The sequence below is a fragment of the Streptomyces sp. NPDC038135 genome (assembly GCF_055601245.1).
On sequence record NZ_JBVJXS010000008.1, the window covers coordinates 152,652 to 171,511 of the forward strand.

19 protein-coding genes and 1 pseudogene are annotated in these 18,860 nt (G+C 73.9%); 16 read left to right on the forward strand and 4 right to left on the reverse strand.

The window, feature by feature from the left end:
- The first annotated feature begins 8 nt into the window (after positions 1-8).
- The gene (locus tag ACZ7JA_RS23510; protein WP_470810203.1) at positions 9-797 is read left to right on the forward strand and encodes a SpoIIAA family protein; all 789 of its coding nucleotides are present in this window, start codon (positions 9-11) and stop codon (positions 795-797) included.
- A gap of 105 nt (positions 798-902) precedes the next feature.
- Here the strand turns inward: ACZ7JA_RS23510 and ACZ7JA_RS23515 are convergent, their stop codons facing one another.
- Positions 903-1,808, reverse strand: a complete 906-nt coding sequence (locus ACZ7JA_RS23515) for a universal stress protein (RefSeq protein ID WP_351671191.1) — start codon at positions 1,806-1,808, stop codon at positions 903-905.
- 256 nt (positions 1,809-2,064) lie between these two features.
- On the opposite strand from ACZ7JA_RS23515, the gene ACZ7JA_RS23520 reads away from it, so the two are divergent.
- From ACZ7JA_RS23520 to ACZ7JA_RS23535, 4 genes are all read left to right on the forward strand, one after another.
- Positions 2,065-2,511, forward strand: a complete 447-nt coding sequence (locus ACZ7JA_RS23520; RefSeq protein WP_351671188.1) for a CBS domain-containing protein — start codon at positions 2,065-2,067, stop codon at positions 2,509-2,511.
- 283 nt (positions 2,512-2,794) lie between these two features.
- Complete coding sequence (locus ACZ7JA_RS23525; protein ID WP_470810206.1) at positions 2,795-3,601, forward strand: hypothetical protein; 807 nt, start codon at positions 2,795-2,797, stop codon at positions 3,599-3,601.
- A gap of 108 nt (positions 3,602-3,709) precedes the next feature.
- Positions 3,710-5,074 carry an alkaline phosphatase gene (locus ACZ7JA_RS23530; protein ID WP_470810208.1) on the forward strand — a complete coding sequence of 455 codons (1,365 nt, stop codon included), beginning with the start codon at positions 3,710-3,712 and terminating at the stop codon, positions 5,072-5,074.
- A 267-nt stretch (positions 5,075-5,341) separates the two neighbouring features.
- The gene (locus ACZ7JA_RS23535; protein WP_389301629.1) at positions 5,342-6,379 is read left to right on the forward strand and encodes a C40 family peptidase; all 1,038 of its coding nucleotides are present in this window, start codon (positions 5,342-5,344) and stop codon (positions 6,377-6,379) included.
- Between the two features lie 222 nt (positions 6,380-6,601).
- On the opposite strand, the gene ACZ7JA_RS23540 is transcribed toward ACZ7JA_RS23535, so the two are convergent.
- Complete coding sequence (locus ACZ7JA_RS23540) at positions 6,602-6,967, reverse strand: CBS domain-containing protein (protein ID WP_351673624.1); 366 nt, start codon at positions 6,965-6,967, stop codon at positions 6,602-6,604.
- Positions 6,968-7,007: 40 nt separating this feature from the next.
- Between ACZ7JA_RS23540 and ACZ7JA_RS23545 the strand changes: the two are divergent.
- From ACZ7JA_RS23545 to ACZ7JA_RS23590, 10 genes and pseudogenes are all read left to right on the forward strand, one after another.
- A pseudogene (locus tag ACZ7JA_RS23545) lies at positions 7,008-7,235 on the forward strand (pyridoxamine 5'-phosphate oxidase family protein); the annotation flags it as partial.
- Positions 7,236-7,366: 131 nt separating this feature from the next.
- Positions 7,367-8,563: an exo-beta-N-acetylmuramidase NamZ family protein gene (locus ACZ7JA_RS23550; RefSeq protein ID WP_470810212.1), complete on the forward strand. Its 1,197-nt coding sequence runs from the start codon at positions 7,367-7,369 to the stop codon at positions 8,561-8,563.
- 41 nt (positions 8,564-8,604) lie between these two features.
- On the forward strand, positions 8,605-9,585 hold the full coding sequence (locus tag ACZ7JA_RS23555) for a GNAT family N-acetyltransferase (protein WP_404027423.1): 981 nt from the start codon (positions 8,605-8,607) through the stop codon (positions 9,583-9,585).
- Positions 9,582-10,931: an ABC transporter substrate-binding protein gene (locus ACZ7JA_RS23560; protein WP_470810215.1), complete on the forward strand. Its 1,350-nt coding sequence runs from the start codon at positions 9,582-9,584 to the stop codon at positions 10,929-10,931. Before ACZ7JA_RS23555 ends, ACZ7JA_RS23560 begins: the two co-directional genes overlap by 4 nt.
- On the forward strand, positions 10,925-11,890 hold the full coding sequence (locus ACZ7JA_RS23565; RefSeq protein WP_470810217.1) for a carbohydrate ABC transporter permease: 966 nt from the start codon (positions 10,925-10,927) through the stop codon (positions 11,888-11,890). Before ACZ7JA_RS23560 ends, ACZ7JA_RS23565 begins: the two co-directional genes overlap by 7 nt.
- Complete coding sequence (locus ACZ7JA_RS23570; protein ID WP_389301618.1) at positions 11,887-12,756, forward strand: carbohydrate ABC transporter permease; 870 nt, start codon at positions 11,887-11,889, stop codon at positions 12,754-12,756. Before ACZ7JA_RS23565 ends, ACZ7JA_RS23570 begins: the two co-directional genes overlap by 4 nt.
- A 108-nt stretch (positions 12,757-12,864) precedes the next feature.
- On the forward strand, positions 12,865-13,161 hold the full coding sequence (locus ACZ7JA_RS23575; RefSeq protein WP_470810221.1) for a hypothetical protein: 297 nt from the start codon (positions 12,865-12,867) through the stop codon (positions 13,159-13,161).
- Positions 13,162-13,213: 52 nt separating this feature from the next.
- Positions 13,214-14,104: a universal stress protein gene (locus ACZ7JA_RS23580; protein ID WP_470810224.1), complete on the forward strand. Its 891-nt coding sequence runs from the start codon at positions 13,214-13,216 to the stop codon at positions 14,102-14,104.
- 88 nt (positions 14,105-14,192) lie between these two features.
- Positions 14,193-14,540: a tetratricopeptide repeat protein gene (locus ACZ7JA_RS23585; protein ID WP_351673628.1), complete on the forward strand. Its 348-nt coding sequence runs from the start codon at positions 14,193-14,195 to the stop codon at positions 14,538-14,540.
- A 420-nt stretch (positions 14,541-14,960) separates the two neighbouring features.
- Positions 14,961-15,605, forward strand: a complete 645-nt coding sequence (locus ACZ7JA_RS23590) for a peptide deformylase (RefSeq protein ID WP_389301612.1) — start codon at positions 14,961-14,963, stop codon at positions 15,603-15,605.
- Positions 15,606-15,622: 17 nt separating this feature from the next.
- Here ACZ7JA_RS23590 and ACZ7JA_RS23595 read toward each other — a convergent pair whose 3' ends face one another.
- Positions 15,623-17,053 (reverse strand): dihydrolipoyl dehydrogenase family protein, encoded by a 1,431-nt coding sequence (locus ACZ7JA_RS23595; RefSeq protein ID WP_470810227.1) that lies wholly within the window; start codon positions 17,051-17,053, stop codon positions 15,623-15,625.
- Positions 17,054-17,204: 151 nt separating this feature from the next.
- On the opposite strand from ACZ7JA_RS23595, the gene trxA reads away from it, so the two are divergent.
- The gene (trxA, locus tag ACZ7JA_RS23600) at positions 17,205-17,579 is read left to right on the forward strand and encodes a thioredoxin (protein ID WP_351667863.1); all 375 of its coding nucleotides are present in this window, start codon (positions 17,205-17,207) and stop codon (positions 17,577-17,579) included.
- A 79-nt stretch (positions 17,580-17,658) separates the two neighbouring features.
- Here trxA and ACZ7JA_RS23605 read toward each other — a convergent pair whose 3' ends face one another.
- Positions 17,659-18,705: a LacI family DNA-binding transcriptional regulator gene (locus ACZ7JA_RS23605; RefSeq protein ID WP_389301607.1), complete on the reverse strand. Its 1,047-nt coding sequence runs from the start codon at positions 18,703-18,705 to the stop codon at positions 17,659-17,661.
- Between the last annotated feature and the right edge of the window lie 155 nt (positions 18,706-18,860).

Sequence of the window (18,860 nt, forward strand, 5' to 3'; positions counted from 1 at the left end):
GGAACGCCATGCTGGAAAGAGCCCAGGACGCGCCTCCCGGAGTCGACGCGGTCAAGGCGATCGGCACGGTGACGAAGGACGACTACGAAGCCGTGATCAAGCCGCTCCTCGACGAGGCGCGCCGCGAGGGCCGGCGTATCCGGCTGCTGTGGGAGTGCGGCCCGGAGTTCCGGTCGTACAAGCCGGCCGCCGCCTGGGACGACCTCAAGGTGGGCTTCGGCTCCATGCGCCTGTTCGAGGGCTGCGCGGTCGTCAGCGACGTCCGCTGGATCAGGGAGTCGACCCGCCTCACGAGCTTCCTGATGCCCTGTCCGGTACGCGTCTACGGCTGCGCGGACCGCGAGGAGGCGCTGCGCTGGCTCACCTCCCTGCCCGAAGGCCCCGGTGTGTCCCACCAGCTCCGGTCGGAGGACAGGGTGGTCGTGATCGAGGTCGATCAGCCGCTGCGCGTCCAGGACTTCGACGCGCTGGCGAAGACCGTCGACAACTGGCTCGACACCCATGACGCGCTGGAAGGCGTCGTGGTGCACGCGCGCGCCTTCCCCGGCTGGGAGAACGTCAGGAGCCTGCTGCGGCACGTTCGTTTCGTCCGGGACCACCACCGCAGGGTCAGGCGGATCGCGCTGGCGGCCGACAGCAGGTTCGCCGAGTTCGTACCCCACCTCGCGAACCACTTCGTCCGGGCCGAGGTGCGGCGCTTCGAGTACACCGAACTCGAGGAGGCCGTCGCCTGGGCCTCGGGCCCCGCCGGCCGCGGCCCCGCCGCCCCGGCCCCGGACGTCTCCGCCGCGGGCTGACCGCGGGGGCCGCCCGGTCCGGTTCCGGGTGCGGGCGGCGGGTTCCGGAGGACGGCCCGGCGGCTTCGCCGGCCGAAGGCGCCCCACGGCCTCACGGACGGCGGCTCAGCCGTGCGCGACGACCGCGACGGGCGCGGCGACGTGGTGCAGGGCGGAGTGCGTGACATGGCCGATGTGAGGGCCGAGCGAGCCGGTGCGGATGCGCCGGCCCACGACCACCAGGGAGGCGTCACGGGAATCGGCCACGAGGGCCTGCGCGGCGCTTGCGCACCGGCTCGCCTCGATCACCTCGACGTCCGGGAACTTGTGCCGCCAGGGGCGGAGCACCTTGTGCAGCAGGGCGGCCTGCGCGCGCTCGGACGAGTCGTGGAGTTCGGCGTCACCCGCGAAGCGGGGGAAGGCGGGCGGCGGTTCGGGCCAGGCGTGCACGGCGCGCAGCGCGGCGCCGCGGCGGGCGGCGGCGTCGAAGGCGAACTCCAGCGGCGCGTCGTCCGGACGCTCGATGTCGAGGCCCAGCACAACAGGCCGGAAGGGCGCCGCGCCGGACGGCACGCCGGCCGCGTCCGGCCGGTGCTCGTCGGCGGCCTGCTCCCCGGCTCGCACCAGCACCACGGGACGCTCGGCGCGGGCCACGACACCGAGGCTCGCCGAGCCGACCAGGAAGCCGCCCAGCGCGCCGAGGCCCCGCGAGCCCAGGACCAGCAGCTCGGCGAACCCCGCGGCCTCGCACAGGACGTCGGCCACGGTCCCCGTGAGCTGCTCGGTGACCACCTCGAGGCCCGGGTGGCGCAACCGGATGCCGTCCGCGGTCTCCCGCGCCCACCGCTCGGCCCACCGCTGCCGGCTCTCGAACTCCGGCAGCGGGATCCGGGCCACGTGTCCGGGGGCCTCCTCCTGGACGTGCACGATCTTCAGGGGCAGGCCGCGCAGCACCGCCTCGCGCGCCGCCCACTCGGCCGCGGCCCGGCTCTCGGGCGCATCGTCGAGTCCTGCGGTGACGGTCCGGGACATCGGCTCCACCTCCCGTTGTCGGAGAGTTCCGTTACCAGGGTGCCGCCGTGGCGCCGGGACGGATCAGGGGCCACACGGCCCCATCGGGCGCCGGCCGGCCCGTGGCCCGCCCGCGCTCGGGACCAATGGCCCTGGCAGGCGCGTCGCGCCGGGGATTGCATGGAAACGGCGCTCGGGCGTCCCGTTCGGGTGGACCGCCGGCCAGGCACCGGGCAGCCGCCCTGACCGGATCCGCCGGAGAGCGAGGAGCCGCCGTATGAAGGTCGCCGAGATCATGACCGCTCCCCCGGTGTGCGTCGCCCCGCACGTATGCCTGGCGGAGGTGGTCCGGCGGATGACGGGGTCGGCCGTCGGTTCCGTCCTCGTGACCGAGGACGGGGCACTGCGGGGGATCGTCACCGACCGCGACCTCGCCCTGCGCGGCATGGGCGGTGGCCTGGGCGTGGACGCCCGGGCGGACCAGGTGATGTCGCGGGACGTCGTCACGGTCGAGGCCGGTGACGACCTGCAGTCGGCCTACCGCGCGTTCCGCCGCACCGGGGTCCGCCGGCTTCCGGTGCTGGACGGGGGCCGGGCGGTGGGCGTGCTGACGATCGACGACCTGTTCCTCGACGTGTTCCGGCGGCTCGCCGATCTGCTGGGCCCGGTCGCGTGGAGCGTGCTGCGGGAGCCGCCGGGGCCTCCCTCGGAGACCGGGGCGTGAGCACACGTCCCGCCCGGCAGGGGACGACCCTCGTCCGCACGGGCGGACCGGGGACGGACGTCCCGGCGACGGCGCGGGGGCCGGACCCGCCGGACGCCTCCGGCCCACCCGTCGCCACGCTTGCCGTCCCCGAGGTCTTCGCCGCCACCGGCGGCTCACGTGCGGCCGGCCGCCTCCGCCGCCGTGAAGGTGTGCAGCGTCCCCGGGCGGGCCGGACGCGCGCGGGGGGCGCGGCGCGGGCCGGGCGGGTCCGTTGTCAGTGCGGTGCGTTTCACTGTCCGTCATGGAGCTCACCCAGACGGCCGTCGACGAACTGCTGGCCCGACTCGGGCCGTACGGCGGCCACATGTACCTGCCCGGCGACCTGGACGTGCACGAACTGACCGACCTGCTCGGCAGCAGGTACGGCGCCCCGCGCACCCTCGTCCTCGACGGCTTCACCGATCCGACGGTCGACGAGTCCAGGGGCGCCGACCTGCTCGTCCCCTTCCTGGACCGGGCGGTGACCATACGGGCGTGGGCGTACGCCGACCAGTGGATCGCCACCGGTACGGCCCGGGACGCCGAGGGGGCCGAGCGGCCGGTGCTCGCGGTCGCGCACCGGGAGGTGCCGCGGCCTCTCGCGGTCTTCCCCGGCGAGGACGACGAGGACGTCGACTGGCTGGAGCGTCTGAAGGGCATCACCGGCTGGACCCGGTCCGACCAGCGGCCGGACGTGGACTGGGCGGCACTGGAGTCGCGTCTGGGCACCGCGTTGCCCGCCGACTACAAGCGCATGGTCGAGACGTTCGGCGTGGGCGCCTTCGACGGATACCTGGACCTGAACCAGGAGCCGTGGACGGAGCTGCGGGAGGACGGTCTGCTCATCTGGGCGGGCACCGAGGCCGAGGACGTGTACTGCTGGCGGACCGACTGCGACGACCCCGGCCGGTGGCCGGTCGTGGTGCGGTCCTTCGACAACACAAGGGACCTCGCCTTCGGCCCGGGGACCGCGCGGTTCGTCTGCCACGCCCTCGTGGACCCGCTCCATCCCTACTCGCTGGCCCGCTACTTCGACACCCACTGGTTCATGACCTACGGCGTGTCATGACCTGGATACGCGCACTCGGCCGGTGGTTCACCTGTGCTTCGCCGGCGCCTGGTGATCTGGTCCCCGTCGGACCGCTTCCGATCACCTGACGCCCCAAGGAGCCATTCCATGCACAGAGCCACCCGCCGTCGCCTCACGGTCGCGACCGCGCTGGTCACCGCCACCACCGCCGCCGTGGCCGTCACCAGCGCCGCCGGCGCGTCCGGCGGCAAGGAGCAGGCGCGGAACGCGATCCAGGACGGGAAGGCGAAGAACGTCATCCTGCTGATCGGCGACGGTATGGGCGACTCGGAGATCACCCTCGCCCGTGACTACACCGTGGGCGCCGACGGGCGCCTGAACATGGACAGGTTCCCGCTCACCGGCGCCTACACCACCTACGCCGTGCACGCCGACGGCACCCCGGACTACGTCACCGACTCCGCCGCCAGCGGCACCGGCTGGGCGACCGGTGTGAAGACGGTGAACGGCCGGATCTCCAAGACCCCCGGCACGGACAGGCCGGTGAAGACGCTGCTGGAGCTGGCGCGAAAGAACGGCTACGCCACCGGCGACGTCACCACCGCCGAACTCACCGACGCCACCCCGGCCGTGCTCGCCGCCCACGCCACCGACCGCTCCTGCCAGGGGCCGGCCGACATGGCCAAGTGCCCCGGCGACACGGTCGCCGCCGGCGGTCCGGGCTCGATCGCCGAGCAGGAGGTCAACCACAGGGTCGACGTCCTCTTCGGCGGCGGCAAGCAGCGCTTCGACCAGACCGTCACCAACGGCAGGTACAAGGGCCTGACGGTCACCGAGCAGGCGAAGAAGCTGGGCTACCAGGTCGTCACGGACCACGCGTCCATGAAGGCGGCCAAGTCGGGCAAGCCGGTGCTCGGCCTGTTCGCCCCGGGCAACGTGCCCACCGAGTGGACCGGAAAGGCGGCGGCGGTCGGCGGCACGGACCCGCAGCGGTGCGTCACGTCCAACCCGAACCGCCCGGCCGCCACCCCCAGCCTCGCCGACTCCGCCACGAAGGCGATCCAGCTGCTGGAGGCCAAGCAGAAGGCGAACCACTCCAAGCAGGGGTTCTTCCTGCAGATCGAGGGCGCCTCGATCGACAAGCAGGACCACGCCGCCGACCCGTGCGGCCAGATCGGTGAGACCGCCGCCTTCGACAAGGCCGTGAAGGTCGCCCGCGCCTACGCGGCCAAGCACCCCGACACCCTGGTCGTCACCACCGCCGACCACGGCCACACCAGCCAGATCGTGCCGCTGGAGGCCACCCCGCCCGGCCTGTCCTCCACCCTGGTCACCGACGAGGGCCAGCAGCTCAAGGTCAACTACTCCACCAACACCCCGGGCCAGTCCCAGGAGCACACCGGCACCGAGGTCCGGATCGCCGCCCAGGGCCCGATGGCCTACCGGGTCCTCGGCGTCACCGACCAGACCGACCTGTTCACCACGGTCCGCGAGGCGCTGCGCCTGCGCTGACCCCGCACGGCGACAGAGCGCGTCAACTCCCCCGCCGGGCAACCGACATGAGGGCGTGCCGTCCGGCGGGGCGGCACGCCCTTCCGGCGCCCGGGGCCGCGTGCGGCGAACGCGGACCGCCATGCAAACATTTGATCTATCCATAGGAAAGTCATTAAGGTCATGATCCAGCCCCCGCTCAGGCGATCACTCAAGCGGAGTGACGGCGGAGGGGCCCGCCCACCGACGTGCCCGGCAGGCGGCTGAGGAGCAAGGAGACCGTCACTCGTGGCGTCCCACCGTCGACCCAAGCAGCCCAGCCGCACGCGTGTCACCGTGCTGACCACCGCGGCCGCCGCCGCCGTCGCGCTGAGCGCGAACGCCGCCAACGCCGCTCCGAGCGAGAAGCTCGGCAAGGACGAGGTCAAGGCGAAGGTCGACAAGCTCTACGAGCAGGCGGAGCAGGCCACCGAGAAGTACAACGGGGCCAAGGAGAAGCAGCAGAAGCTGCAGAAGGAAATCTCCACCATCCAGGACAACGTGGCCCGCGGCCAGGAGGAGCTCAACAAGCTCCGCGACGGCCTGGGTTCGCTGGCCACCGCGCAGTACCGCTCCGGCGGCATCGACCCCTCGGTCCAGCTCTTCCTGTCCGCCGACCCGGACGACTACCTCGACAAGGCCTCCACGCTCGACCAGTTGAGCGCCCAGCAGGTCGAGGCACTGGGGAAGATCCAGGACAAGCAGCGCGAACTCGCCCAGCAGCGCGCCGAGGCCACCGAGAAGCTCAAGGACCTGGCCTCCACCCGTACCGAGCTGGGCAACAAGAAGCAGGAAGTCCAGGGCAAGCTCGCCGAGGCGCAGAAGCTGCTCAACACCCTGACGGCCAAGGAGAAGGCGGCCCTCGCCGCCGAGCAGCAGCGCGCCGACCGCTCCTCCAGCTCCCGCGTGGACCTCGGCAACGACTCCTCCGCCTCCGGCCGGGCCGCCGCGGCCTTCTCCGCCGCGCAGAGCAAGATCGGCTCGCCGTACGTCTACGGCGCCACCGGCCCCTCGTCCTACGACTGCTCGGGCCTGACCTCCTGGGCCTACGCCCAGGCCGGCGTCTCCATACCGCGCACCTCCGAAGCCCAGGCGAACATCGGCACCCGTCTCACCCGCAGCCAGCTCCAGGTCGGCGACCTGGTGTTCTTCTTCAACGACCTGCACCACGTCGGCCTCTACGCCGGCAACGGCCAGGTGCTGCACGCCCCGCGCACGGGCACGGTGGTGCGGTACGAGTCGATGGACACCATCGGCGGGCCGTTCATGTTCGGCGTCCGGGTCTGACCCGTCCCATCCGTCGACCGGCGGCAGCCTGACGGCCGGCCGCCGGCTCAGCGGTGCGGCACGACGGCCACGGGGCATCCTGCGTGGCGTATCGCGGCATGGGTGACGGGGCCCGTACGCACCAGCGCCGGACGGCCGGTGAGGTGGCGGCCCACGACGCCAACACGACCCTGCGCGCCCGCGCGGGGCGGTAAGCGGCCTGCCGTGGCCCTGCGCCGCTCCTCAGCCGGTGGCCGGTGACGCCGACGGCCCCTGCCGGGCGCGCAGGCGGGAGTCGTCCAGCCGGTAGGCGAGCCGGTCGACCACGGCCACCACGCCCTCGATCCGGCGGGCCGTCGACACGGCGGTCTCCGTGTCGCTCCTGCGCTCCATCCGGCCGGCGAGGGTCACCACGCCCTCCACCACGAGGACGTCGACGCCCCGCGGCGGCAGCCACGGCGCGCGCCGCAGGATCTCCTCGATCACCTCGTCACGGATGCCGTGGTCGGGCCTGAGGAAGACCTGGAGCAGGTCGCGCCGGCCGACGATGCCGACCAGCCGGCCCTCCTCGTCCACGACGGGCAGCCGTTCCACACCCCTCTCGGTCATGGTCCGGGCGGCCTCGGCGGCGGTGGCCCGGGCACGCACGGTGACGGGCGGCACGGTCACCGCCCCGACCACCGGCGAGGCCACCCCACCTCCGCACGGGCCGCGCCGGACCATCGAACCGGACCGCGACGAGGCCCTGCGGCTGCTGGGCGGCGTCCCCTTCGGCCGGATCGTCTTCGCCCGGCACGCGCTGCCGACGGTACGCCCGGTGAACCGCGTCCTGGGCGGCGGCGACATCGTCATCCGCACCCACGACGGCGCCGCCCTACAGCGCGGCCCGATGCGCGGGAGGGGTGGACGGGGCGGCGCGGCCGGGGGCGGATCATTGCTAATTTCCATGTCATACCAGTAGATTTCGGGCACTCGCTTCGAGATGTCACCGGCAGACGGGGCCCAGGGATGAGCACGGACGACCGCGTCGCGGTGACCACCGGGATCGCACGGCTGCACGCGGCGCCCGCGCTCGCCGGGCCGGGCCGGCTCGGACTGGTGACCAACCACACCGGCGTCCTGCCGGATCTGCGTCCCGCCGCGCCCGCCCTGCTGGAGTCGGGCGTGCGGCTGACCGCCCTGTTCGGTCCCGAGCACGGGCTGCACGGCACCGGTCAGGCCGGCGAGGGCGAGGCCGCGGGCAAGGACCCCGACACCGGGCTGCCGGTCCACGACACCTACCGGTGCTCCGGGGAGCGTCTCGACGAACTGCTGCGCGACAGCCGCGTGGACGTCCTGGTGTACGACCTGCAGGACATCGGGGCCAGGTTCTACACCTATGTGTGGACCATGTTCGACCTCATGGTCTCGGCGGCCCGTACGGGCGTGCGGTTCGTGGTCGCCGACCGGCCCAACCCGCTGGGCGGAACCATCAGCGAGGGGCCGCTGCTCGACCCGGCGTGGGCCAGTTTCGTCGGGCGCGCGGCGGTGCCCGTACGGCACGGCCTGACCTGCGGTGAACTGGCCCGGTTCCTCAACGCCTCGGCCGTGCCCCGGGCGGCGGGCGAGGCGGCCGCCCTGACGGTGATCGAGGCGGCGGGCTGGCGGCGTGCCATGGGCGCGGAGGGCACCGGGCTGCCGTGGGTCGCGCCGTCGCCGAACATCCCGGCGCCCCGCACCGCCGTCTGCTATCCCGGCACCTGCCTGTTCGAGGGCACGAACCTGTCGGAGGGCCGGGGCACCACGCAGCCGTTCGAGATCGTCGGGGCCCCCTACATCGACGCGCGGTTCGCGCCCGCGCTAGCCGAACTCACCCTGCCCGGCGTGCGCTTCCGGGATCTGCGGTTCGTGCCGGCCTTCCACAAGCACGCCGGAAGGACCGTGCGCGGCGTGCAGCTGCACCTGACCGACCCCGTGGCGTTCGCCCCGGTGCGCACCGCCGTCGCGATGCTCGCCACGCTGCGCCGGCTGTACCCGGACGACTTCGCCTGGCGCGATCCGGACGGCGGCGCGCCGGGGACCGGCCGCCGTCCCTTCATCGACCTGCTGTGGGGGTCCGACCGGTTGCGGCGCACCGTCGACGCGGGCGAGGACCCGCTGCCGCTGTGCGATCCGCCGGCGGAGCCGGGCCGGTGGGCCGGCGACGACGTGCTGCTCTACCCCTGACACCGGCAACCACCCCGACACCGGGAAGGACGACCCCGTCGATGACCGATCTCGCGACGACCCCACGGACCGCCACCCGGGGCTTCCGCGCCGGCGACGGACCGCCGCTGGTAGAGGCCTGGCGCCGCAGCGCCCCCGCCGACGCCGTCACCGCGGACCGCTTCCGCTCCCTGGTGCTGCTGGACCCCAACTTCGACCCGGAGGGGCTCCGGGTCGCCGTCGACGGCCGCCGGGTCGTGGGCGCCGCCTACGCGGTGCGCCGGCTGACGCCGCTGGCCGGCACCGATCTGGAGCCGGAGCAGGGCTGGATCCCGTTCTTCTTCGTCGACCCGGAGGCCCGCGGGCGCGGCCTGGGCCGCCGGCTGCTGACCGAGGCCCTGGACTGGCTGCACGGCCACGGCCGCACCCGGGTGGACTTCTCCTCGTACACCCCCGACTACGTCCTGCCCGGCCTGGACGCCGAGGCCTATCCGCGGGCCGCCGCGCTGCTCGGCTCGCTGGGCTTCCGCACGCTGTACGAGGCGACGGCCATGCACCGCGGCCTGGTCGGCTACCGCGTCCCCGACGAGGTCGCGCGCCGGCTGGGCGAACTGACCGCCCTCGGCCACCGCTTCGCCACTCCGTCCGACGACGACCTGGTGGACCTCCTCGCGCTCGCCGGCGGCCACTTCGGCCCGGACTGGGCGTGCACGATCCGGGCGTGTCTGACCGCCGGCACACCGCTCGACCGGATCGTCGTCGCCCGGGATCCCGCCGGGCGCATGTCCGGCTGGGCGATGCACGGGGCGTTCGACGGGGTCGACGAGCGGTTCGGCCCGATCGGGGTCCGGGAGGAGATGCGCGGCACCGGGCTCGGCGAGGTGCTGCTGCACCTGGTGCTGGAGCGGATGCGGGCGCGCCGCGCGCACTCCGCGTGGTTCCTGTGGACCGGCGCCCGGTCCCCCGCCGGCCACATGTACCGCAAGGCCGGCTTCGACAGCACCCGGGTGTTCCAGGTGCTGCGCCGGGAGGCCGCCCGATGACGACCGCCCGCCGCCCCGGGGCAGCGGGCGGGCTGAGCCGCCGTCACTTCGCCCTCGCGCTGCCCTCGGCGCTGCTCGCCTCCGGGTGCGCCGCACCGCACCGGGGGACCGGCCGGCCCGGGGACCCGGTCGAGCTGACCCTGCTCTCCCACTACGCGAGCGGGGAGCTGAAGCAGGCCCTCCAGGGCCCGGTCGACGAGTGGAACGCCACACACGACCGGGTCAAGGTGCTTACGAAAGCAGTGGAGTTCACGGACCTGCTGACCACGTTCATGGTCCGGCAGGCCGCGGGCCAGGGCGCCGACATCCTCCACCCGTACTGCCTGTGGAACGGCCAGCTCGTACGGGCCGGCGTCCTGCGGCCCGCGCCGCCCGGGCACGCCGAGGAGATCGGTCGCGGCTACGGCGAGGCGGCGGTGCGCGCCGCCTCGGTGGAGGGCCGGGTCTACGGCTACCCCACCGAGGCGCAGACCTACGCGCTCTACTACAACAAGCGGCTGCTGCGCGCGGCCGGCCTCGACGGACCGCCGCGCACCTGGCGGGAGCTGGAGGAGGCGGCCCGCCGCACCGCCCGACGGGACGCCTACGGCAACACGCTGGTCCAGGGGTTCGGCCTGTCGACCTACGACGACTCCACCACCGTCGGCCAGACCCTCGCCCTGCTCAACGCCGCCGGGGGCAGGTTCGTCTCCGCGGACGGCCGGCGCACCGCCATCGACTCGGCGGCCGGCCGGGCCGTCTTCGACCTGGAGCACCGGCTCGTCGCGACGGGCGCCAGCGCGCCGGGCGTCAACGTCTACAAGGCGTTCCCGTCCGGGCAGGTGGCCATGGTGATCAGCGCCGGCTGGTGGACGGCGAACCTGAAGGAGCTGATGGGCGCCGGTTACCGGGACGTCGGTGTGGCGCCGGTGCCGGTGCCCGAGGCCGGCGGCAGGCGCGCCACCCTCTCCACCGGCTTCATGCTGGGCGTCAACGCGGCCAGCGCACACCCGCGCGAGGCCTGGGAGTTCCTGCGCTGGCTCAACACCGAGAAGGTGGCCGTGAAGGGCGCCGGGCGGGGTGCGACGGCAACCCGGATGAGCGTCCTCCAGACGTCGGTGGGCTCCCTGACCGGCCGCGCCGACGACATGCGGACCCTGCTGGGCGGGGGCGGCGATCCCAATCTGCGCCCGTTCCTGGACGCGCTGGCGTACGCCGTGCCCGAGCCGAACGTGCCGGGCGCGCAGCAGGCCAAGTCACTGCTGCGCAAGAACGTCGAGGCGCTGTGGACCGGTCAGCGGTCGGTGGACGAGGCGCTGCGCGTCACCCGGCGTCAGGTCGACCAGGAGGTGTCGCGCGCATGGTGAACACACTGGCGCCGGAGACGGCCGGGCGGGCGGATCGGGGCACCCGGTCCGCCGCGCCTGCCGCCGCCGGCCGCCCCGACCGGGCCCGGCGCCGGCAGACCGCCGTCGCCTACCTCTTCCTGGCGCCGACGCTGCTGTTCTTCGCGGTCTTCCTGTTCCTGCCGCTCGGTTTCGCGCTGCTGCTGTCGATGTCCCACTGGACCGGGTTCGACCTCGGCGACATCGACCCGGCCGGGCTCGACAACTTCGCCGGCCTCCTCGCGGACGGATCGACGTTCCTGACGCCGGTCCTCACCAACACGCTGCTGTACGCGCTGGGCACGGTGGCGCTCTCCCTCACGGGTTCGGTGCTGGTCGCCACCTGCATCGACAAGCTGCGCTTCCAGGGGCTGTGGCGCACCCTGTACTTCCTGCCGATCGTCACGACGGTCGTCGCCGTCGGCAACGTGTGGAAGTACATGTACGAGCCGGGCGGCCTGGTCAACGGCGTGCTCAACGCCCTCGGGATCGGCTCGGTGGCGTTCCTGCAGGACCCCGGCACCGCGCTGCCGTCGGTCGTGGTCGTGCAGGCCTGGGCCTCGGTGGGCACCGCGATCCTCGTGCTGACCGCCGGGCTGAAGTCCATCCCCGGGTCGTACTACGAGGCCGCCGCGCTCGACGGCGCCGGGCCCGTGACCGTCTTCCTCCGGATCACCCTGCCGCTGCTGCGGCCGTCCCTGCTGTTCGTGTGCGTGACCCAGTTCCTGACCGGGCTGCAGTCGTTCGCGCTGATCATCGTGATGACGAGGGGCGGTCCGGGCGACGCGACGGCCGTCGCCGCGCTGGAGATGTACCGCCAGGCCTTCAGCTACGGCGACTGGGGCACCGCGAGCGCCGCCGCCTTCGTGCTGTTCCTGGTGGTCCTCGCGGTCACCCTGCTGCAGTTGCTGCTGTTCCGGCGCAAGGGGGAGGACGCGTGACCGGCCGCCGTTTCCCGTGGTTGTCGTACCTGCTGGTGGTCAGCGGCGCCGTGCTCACCATGGTGCCGTTCCTGGACATGGTGATGACGTCGTTCAAGGGACCGGGCGAGTCCGGCACCCTGCCGTACCGGTTCCTGCCCAAGGCGTTCGACCTGTCCAACTACCGGGCGGCCGTCGAGCAGCTCGACCTTCCGGTGCTCTTCCGCAACAGCGTCGTCGCCACCGCGGTGATCACCGGATCGGTGCTGCTGACGTCGTCGCTGGCCGGCTACGCGCTGGCCAAACTCCGCTTCCCGGGCCGGGACTTCGTCTTCCGCTTGGTGCTGTCGACGATGATGTTCCCGCCGTTCCTCTTCTTCATCCCGCACTTCCTGATCCTGGTGCACTGGCCGCTGGCGGGCGGCAACGACCTGCTCGGGCGCGGCGGCGCGGGCCTGACCGTCAGCATCGTGGCCCTCACCATGCCGTTCCTGGTCAACGGCTTCGGGATCTTCCTGATGCGCCAGTTCATGGTCGCGATCCCGGACGAGGTGCTGGAGGCCGCGCGCATCGACGGGGCCGGCGAGTTCGCGGTGTGGTGGCGGATCGTGGTGCCGCAGACCCGGCCGGTCGTGGTGACGCTCGGGCTGCTGACCTTCGTCGACGCCTGGAACGAGTACATCTGGGCGCTGCTGGTCTCGACCGCCGACCCGGACGTGATGACCCTGCCGGTCGGCATCCAACTCCTGCAGGACTACGTCGACCCGTCCCGCACGATGCCCATCGTCATGGCCGGCCTGGTGCTGAGCATCCTGCCGGTGCTGATCGTCTTCCTGCTGCTGCAGAAGCACTACATCCGCGGGGTCATGCTCAGCGGCCTCAAGTGACCGGGCTCCCGACAGGACGTCCGCCGGGTGTGGGCACACACTGGATCCGTGCGGAGGCGGGCCGCCGGAGGCAGAGCCGCGCCCGCGTTCACGAGGGAGGCCGGAACCATGGTCCAGACATCTTGGACGACGCAGGGCGTCTTCACCGGGCCGGGAGGCGTCCGTACCGACGAGGCCGGGATCGTCACCGGCGACCTGACCGTGCACACCACCTGGGACGCCAGGCAGGCCGCCGTGCAGGTCCAGTACACCGGGACCTCCCTGTGGTACACGCTGACCGGCAGTCCGGTGCCGTGCTCCTCGCAGCCCGAGAGCCGGGACCTGCACCAGGCGGTGGTCGAGGCCGTCCGAGCCGGCGGCGGCGCCACGGTCCCGCGCTACGACCGGCAGTGGGCGCGCCCCTGAGCGGCGGGCACCGCGCCGCCCGCGCGGGTGCCCGCGCCGCTGAAGGGGCCCGGTGACCTCCGGTCCGGTGGTGGTCGGCGCCGACGGGTCGGCCTCCAGCCTCGCCGCCGTGGAGACCGCGGCGCGCGAGGCGCGGCTGCGCGGAGCCGGGCTGCGGGTGGTGCACGCCTTCCTGTGGCCCGCGATGCACGTGCCCCTGGGTCCGTCGCCGCTGGGGCCGTCGGAGGGCGGGGTGCGCAGGATGGTCGACCGCCTGGTGGCCGAGGCGGTGGAGCACGCACGGGCGGCGGCGCCCGAGGTCGTCGTCGACCATGTCGTGGTGACCGGTGAACCGCTGACGGTGCTGGAGGCGCAGTCGCGGCACGCGGAGCTGGTGGTCGTCGGGTCCCGGGGCATGGGCGGGTTCGTCGGCCTGCTGATCGGTTCGACGGCGGTGCACCTGGCGGCGCACGGCCACTGCCCGGTGCTGGTGGTGCGCGAGCAGCAGGGCGGCGACGGCCCCGTCGTGCTCGGGGTGGACGGTTCGGCCGCGGGCGGGGCGGCGGTGGACTTCGCCTTCGCCGAGGCGGAACTGCGGGGCTGCGAGCTGGTGGCCCTGCACGCCTGGACCACGTGGAACGCGCCGCTGCCCGCGCCGCAGGACGCGTCGGCGCCCTACGCGAATCCGCCCGGCGCGCTAGCCGGGGAGGAGGACCGGCTGCTCGCCGAGGCACTGGCCGGCCACCGGGAACGCCATCCGGACGTGCCGGTGCGGCACCGGCTGGTGCACGGCGGCACGCGCGAGGCGCTGATCGAGGCCAGCCGCTCCGCCCGGTTGCTGGTGGTGGGCGCGCGAGGCCGGGGCGGGTTCACGGGCCTGCTGCTGGGCTCGGTCAGCCAGGCCCTGCTGCACCACGCGCACTGTCCGGTGGCGGTGGTACGGGCGGCGGGGGCGCGTCCCTGACGAGCGCGCGCCGCGACCTCCAGGTAGTGGAATATTCAACAACGCGCTCCCGTTGAGGCCCCCGAGGAGGTCAACAGTGGAGACGCGAGTGGAGACCACGTACTACGACCACGGCACCCCGGCCGAGCGCTGGGACCGGGCGCGGCTGTTCTTCGACGCCCAGGACTACGCCGGCGCGGCCCGGGTGCTGGCGGGGCTGGTCGAGGAGGTGCCGGAGCAGACCGGACCCCGGCTGCTGCTGGCCCGCGCCTACTACCACTCGGCCCAGCTGCGCCGCGCGGAGGCCGAGCTTCGGATCATCGTGGAGCGGGACCCGGTGGAGCACTACGCCCGGCTGATGCTGGGCCGTACGCTCCAGCGGCAGGCCCGGCACGACGAGGCGGCCCCGCACCTGCGGATCGCCGGAGCGCTCGCGGGCGACTTCCCCGAGGAGTGAGCGGCGCAGCCCACGGGCCCGGTTCGATGGGGAACCGGGCCCGTCGCGCTGTCCCCCGCCGGGCGCTCCGGCGCGTACGCCGCCCACGCCGGTGCGCACAACGCCGAGGACCGTCCCCGGCTAGGTCGTGTCCGCAAAGTCGCGTCGTTCGCCCGCAGGGCGGGCGTCGCGGCGTCCGGTGCGTGCTCTGGGGGTCCCCCGGCCGAAAGCTGGGGGAGTGCCGGCCGGATGCCCTCGTACTGGGTGTACTCGGGCTTTCGGCCGGTGCGGCGAGAGTGCGTGCCGGGCGTCGCGACGCAGACGCGACTTCGCGGACACGGCCTAGGAGGGCGGCCCGCGACGACGCCGGGCGGCGGCACGAAGCGGACAGGGTCGGCGATCGCGGCCGGCGCCGGTACGGCGACGTGGCATTCTGACGCGATGGCACCTTCCAGTGATCAGGCACCGCTCGCCGAGCGGGTCGAGGAACTCCTCGCCGCCGGCGGCCCCTTGCCCATCGTCGCGGCCGGCCGGCCGGTCCTCAGGCGCGGCACCGAGGTCTACGACGGCCAGCTCGGCCCCGCCCTGCTGGCCCGGTTCGTCGAGGCGATGCGGCTGACCATGCACGCGGCGCCCGGCGTGGGCCTGGCCGCCCCGCAGGTCGGGATTCCGCTGCGGATCGCGGTCGTCGAGGACCCCGCGCCGGTGCCGGAGGAGGTGGCGCGGATCCGGGGCCGGGTGCCGCAGCCGTTCCGCGTCCTGGTCAACCCGTCGTACGAACCGGTGGGCGACGCCCGTGCCGCGTTCTTCGAGGGCTGCCTGAGCGTGCCGGGCTGGCAGGCCGTGGTGGCCCGGCACGCCGAGGTGCGGCTGCGCGGCGAGGACGAGCACGGCTCCGCGCTGGACGAGGTGTTCACCGGGTGGCCCGCCCGGATCGTCCAGCACGAGACGGACCACCTCGACGGCGTCCTCTACCTCGACCGGGCGCAGCCGCGCTCGCTGTCCACGAACGAGGCGGTGGCGGCCCTGTGGGCGCAGCCGGCACCGCGGGCGGCGGCCGAGGCGCTCGGCTTCGAACTGCCGTAACCCGCCCCGCCCGCCGTTCAGTTGTCCCGGTAGGCCTCCAGCAGCCGCAGCCACACCTCGCTCAGCGTCGGGTACGACGGGACGGCGTGCCAGAGCCGGCCGACCGGGACCCGGCCGGCGACCGCGACGGTCGCGGAGTGGATGAGCTCGCCGACGCCGGGGCCGACGAAGGTGACCCCGCGCAGGATCTCCTCCTCCAGATCGACGACCATGCGGGCGCGGCCCTTGTAGCCGTCGCCGTACAGGCCGGCGCCGGCCACCGAGGAGAACTCGACGTCGACGGCGCGGACGCGGTGGCCCGCCTGCTCGGCCTCGGCCAGCGAGAGCCCGACGGCGGCGGCCTCCGGGTCGGTGAAGACGACCTGGGGCACGGCGTGGTGGTCGGCGGTGGCCGCGTGCGCGCCCCAGGGCTCGTCCGGCGGCTCCGTGCCCGTGGCCCGCGCGGCGATCGCGGCGCCCGCGATCCGGGCCTGGTACTTGCCCTGGTGGGTCAGCAGCGCACGGTGGTTGACGTCGCCGACCGCGTACAGCCAGTCGGTGCCGGTGACCCGGAGGCTGTCGTCCACGTCGAGCCAGGAGCCGGGTTCCAGGCCTACGGTGTCCAGGCCGATGTCCTCGGTCCGCGGGGCGCGCCCGGTGGCGAAGAGGATCTCGTCCGCCTCGATGCGGTCCCCGGCGCCGGTGACGGCCACCACGGTGCCGTTCTCGCGGGAGACGGACTCGACCGAGGCACCGGTCCGCACGTCCACGCCCGCCCCGGCGAGCGCGTCGGCGACCAGTTCCCCGGCGAACGGCTCCATCCGGCTCAGCAGGCCCTTGCCCCGCACCAGCAAGGTGACCCGGGAGCCGAGGGCCTGCCAGGCGGTGGCCATCTCGGTGGCGACGACCCCGCCGCCGACGACGATCAGCCGGTCCGGAGCCGCCTTGGCGCTGGTGGCCTCGCGGCTGGTCCACGGCTTGACCTCGGCCAGGCCCGGCAGGCCGGGCAGCCGGGCGCTGGTGCCGGTGCAGACGGCGACGGCGTGCCGGGCGGTGAGCGTGGTGACGGTGCCGTCGGGGCCCGTCACCGTGACCGTGCGGGGGCCGGCCAGCCGGCCCCGGCCGCGGTACAGGTCGGCGCCGGTGTCCTCCAGCCAGCGGATCTGTCCGTCGTCCTGCCAGTGCGAGGTGTAGTCGTCCCGCCGGGCGAGGACCGCGGGGGTGTCGAGTGGGCCCTGGACCGCCTGCTCCAGGCCGGGCAGGCGTCGCGCGTCCGCCTGGGCGATGACCGGCCTGAGCAGCGCCTTGCTGGGCATGCACGCCCAGTAGGAGCATTCGCCGCCGACCAGCTCGCTCTCCACGACCGCGGTGGTGAGGCCGGCCGCGCGGGTGCGGTCGGCGACGTTCTCCCCCACGGGCCCGGCCCCGAGCACCACGACGTCGTACGCGATGGATTCCGTTTCCGTCATGGGGTCAGTCTGGTGGGTGGTTGGCACCAGGGCCACACGGGTAGGCGCGCGGGACAGCCGCGGGTCCGCCCGGAACACTCGTGGAATAGGCGGCCGCGCCGGCGTGTTTCCGCCGACGGCACACCCCACACCAGGAAGAGGGAACCAGGCCATGAGCAGCACTGTGGAGCTGACCAAGGAGAACTTCGACCAGACCGTCACCGAGAACGAGTTCGTCCTCATCGACTTCTGGGCGTCCTGGTGCGGGCCGTGCCGTCAGTTCGCACCGGTGTACGAGAAGGCCGCCGAGGAGAACCCGGACCTGGTCTTCGGCAAGGTCGACACCGAGGCTCAGCCCGAGCTGGCGCAGGCCTTCGGCATCCAGTCGATCCCGACGCTGATGATCGTCCGGGACCAGGTCGCCGTCTTCGCCCAGCCGGGCGCCCTGCCGGAGGCCGCCCTCACGGACGTCATCGGGCAGGCCCGCAAGCTGGACATGGACGAGGTCCGCAAGAGCATCGCGGCCCAGGAGCAGCAGGGCGAGTAGTCCCGGCTCCAGGTCCTGCTGCGGCCCGTGGCGCGTCTCGCGCCGCGGGCCGCACGCGTGTGCGAGGGGTGCGGCGGGGTCAGCCGGACTCGCGGGGGACCAGGCTCGCGCCGAGCACCCTGCGCACCTCGGGCTCGCCGCCGGGTTCGCGGACCGCGCGGTCGACGAGTTCCGCCAGCTCCCGGCCGGAGGGCAGCTCGACGCGGACGGTGCTGAGCCGCGGACGCAGCAGCCGGCCGAGCATCAGGTCGTCGGCGCCGACCACGGCCACGTCCTCGGGAATGCGGACGCCCTCGTCCTGGAGGGCGCGCATCAGCAGCATCGCGTACTCGTCGTTGTAGGCGAACACCGCGTCGAGACCCGACTCGCGCCACCCTGCGGCCAGCCGGGCGGCCGCCTGCTCCGTGTAGGCGAGCGGCAGCGCGGTCACGGTCGCGTCCGTGCCGCGCAGCGCCTGGCGGACGCCGGCGAGCCGGGGCCGGGAGAACATCTCCAGGCCGGGTTCCTCGGGGACGATCACCCCGATCCGGCGGCGCCCGCGCGCGTGCAGACGGACGCCGGCGCAATGGCCGACGGCCTCGTGGTCCATGAGCAGGGCGTGGGCGCCCTCGACCCGCTCGGGGCCGAGGGTCACCACGGCCCGGGCGCCGGAACGCCTGAGCACGGCGACGCCCCGCGGGCCGAGCCCCACGCCGGGCACCAGGACGGCGACGGGACGCAACTCGGCCCAGGCGCGGGCCGCTTCGTCGCCCTGGAGGCCGACGGTGCCGTACTGGACGACGGTGTAGTCGAGGCGGCCGAGGGCGGTCTGGAGTTCGGCGAGGAAACGGCTGTAGAGGGGGCCGGCCGGGATCGCCGGGGCGGGCATGAGCACCATGCGGCTGTGTCCGGCCCGCAGGCTGCGGGCGGCCGCGTGGGGTACGTAGCCCAGTTCCCGGGCGGCCTCGTGGACGCGGCGGCGCGTCGGCTCGCTGATCCGTACGGCACTGGTGTTGTTGAGGACGTAGGAGACGGTCGCGCGCGAGACGCCCGCCAGCCGGGCCACGTCGGCACTCGTCGGAACGGAGTGCGGCGCGGGCGCCGCGGACGGCGGCGTGTTCGGTATCTGCACCATGACAGACCGCATCTTGGCAGAGGGGCGGGGGCGGGGTGCGGGCGGGGGAACGTCGTTCATTCTTCGACCAGTTGGCGGGACGGCGGGCACGCCGGGGCGGGCGCGTCGGCGGCCCGGCGAAGGCGGAGCGGCGAGCAAGCGACGAACACGTTCGCTACGAACTTGTT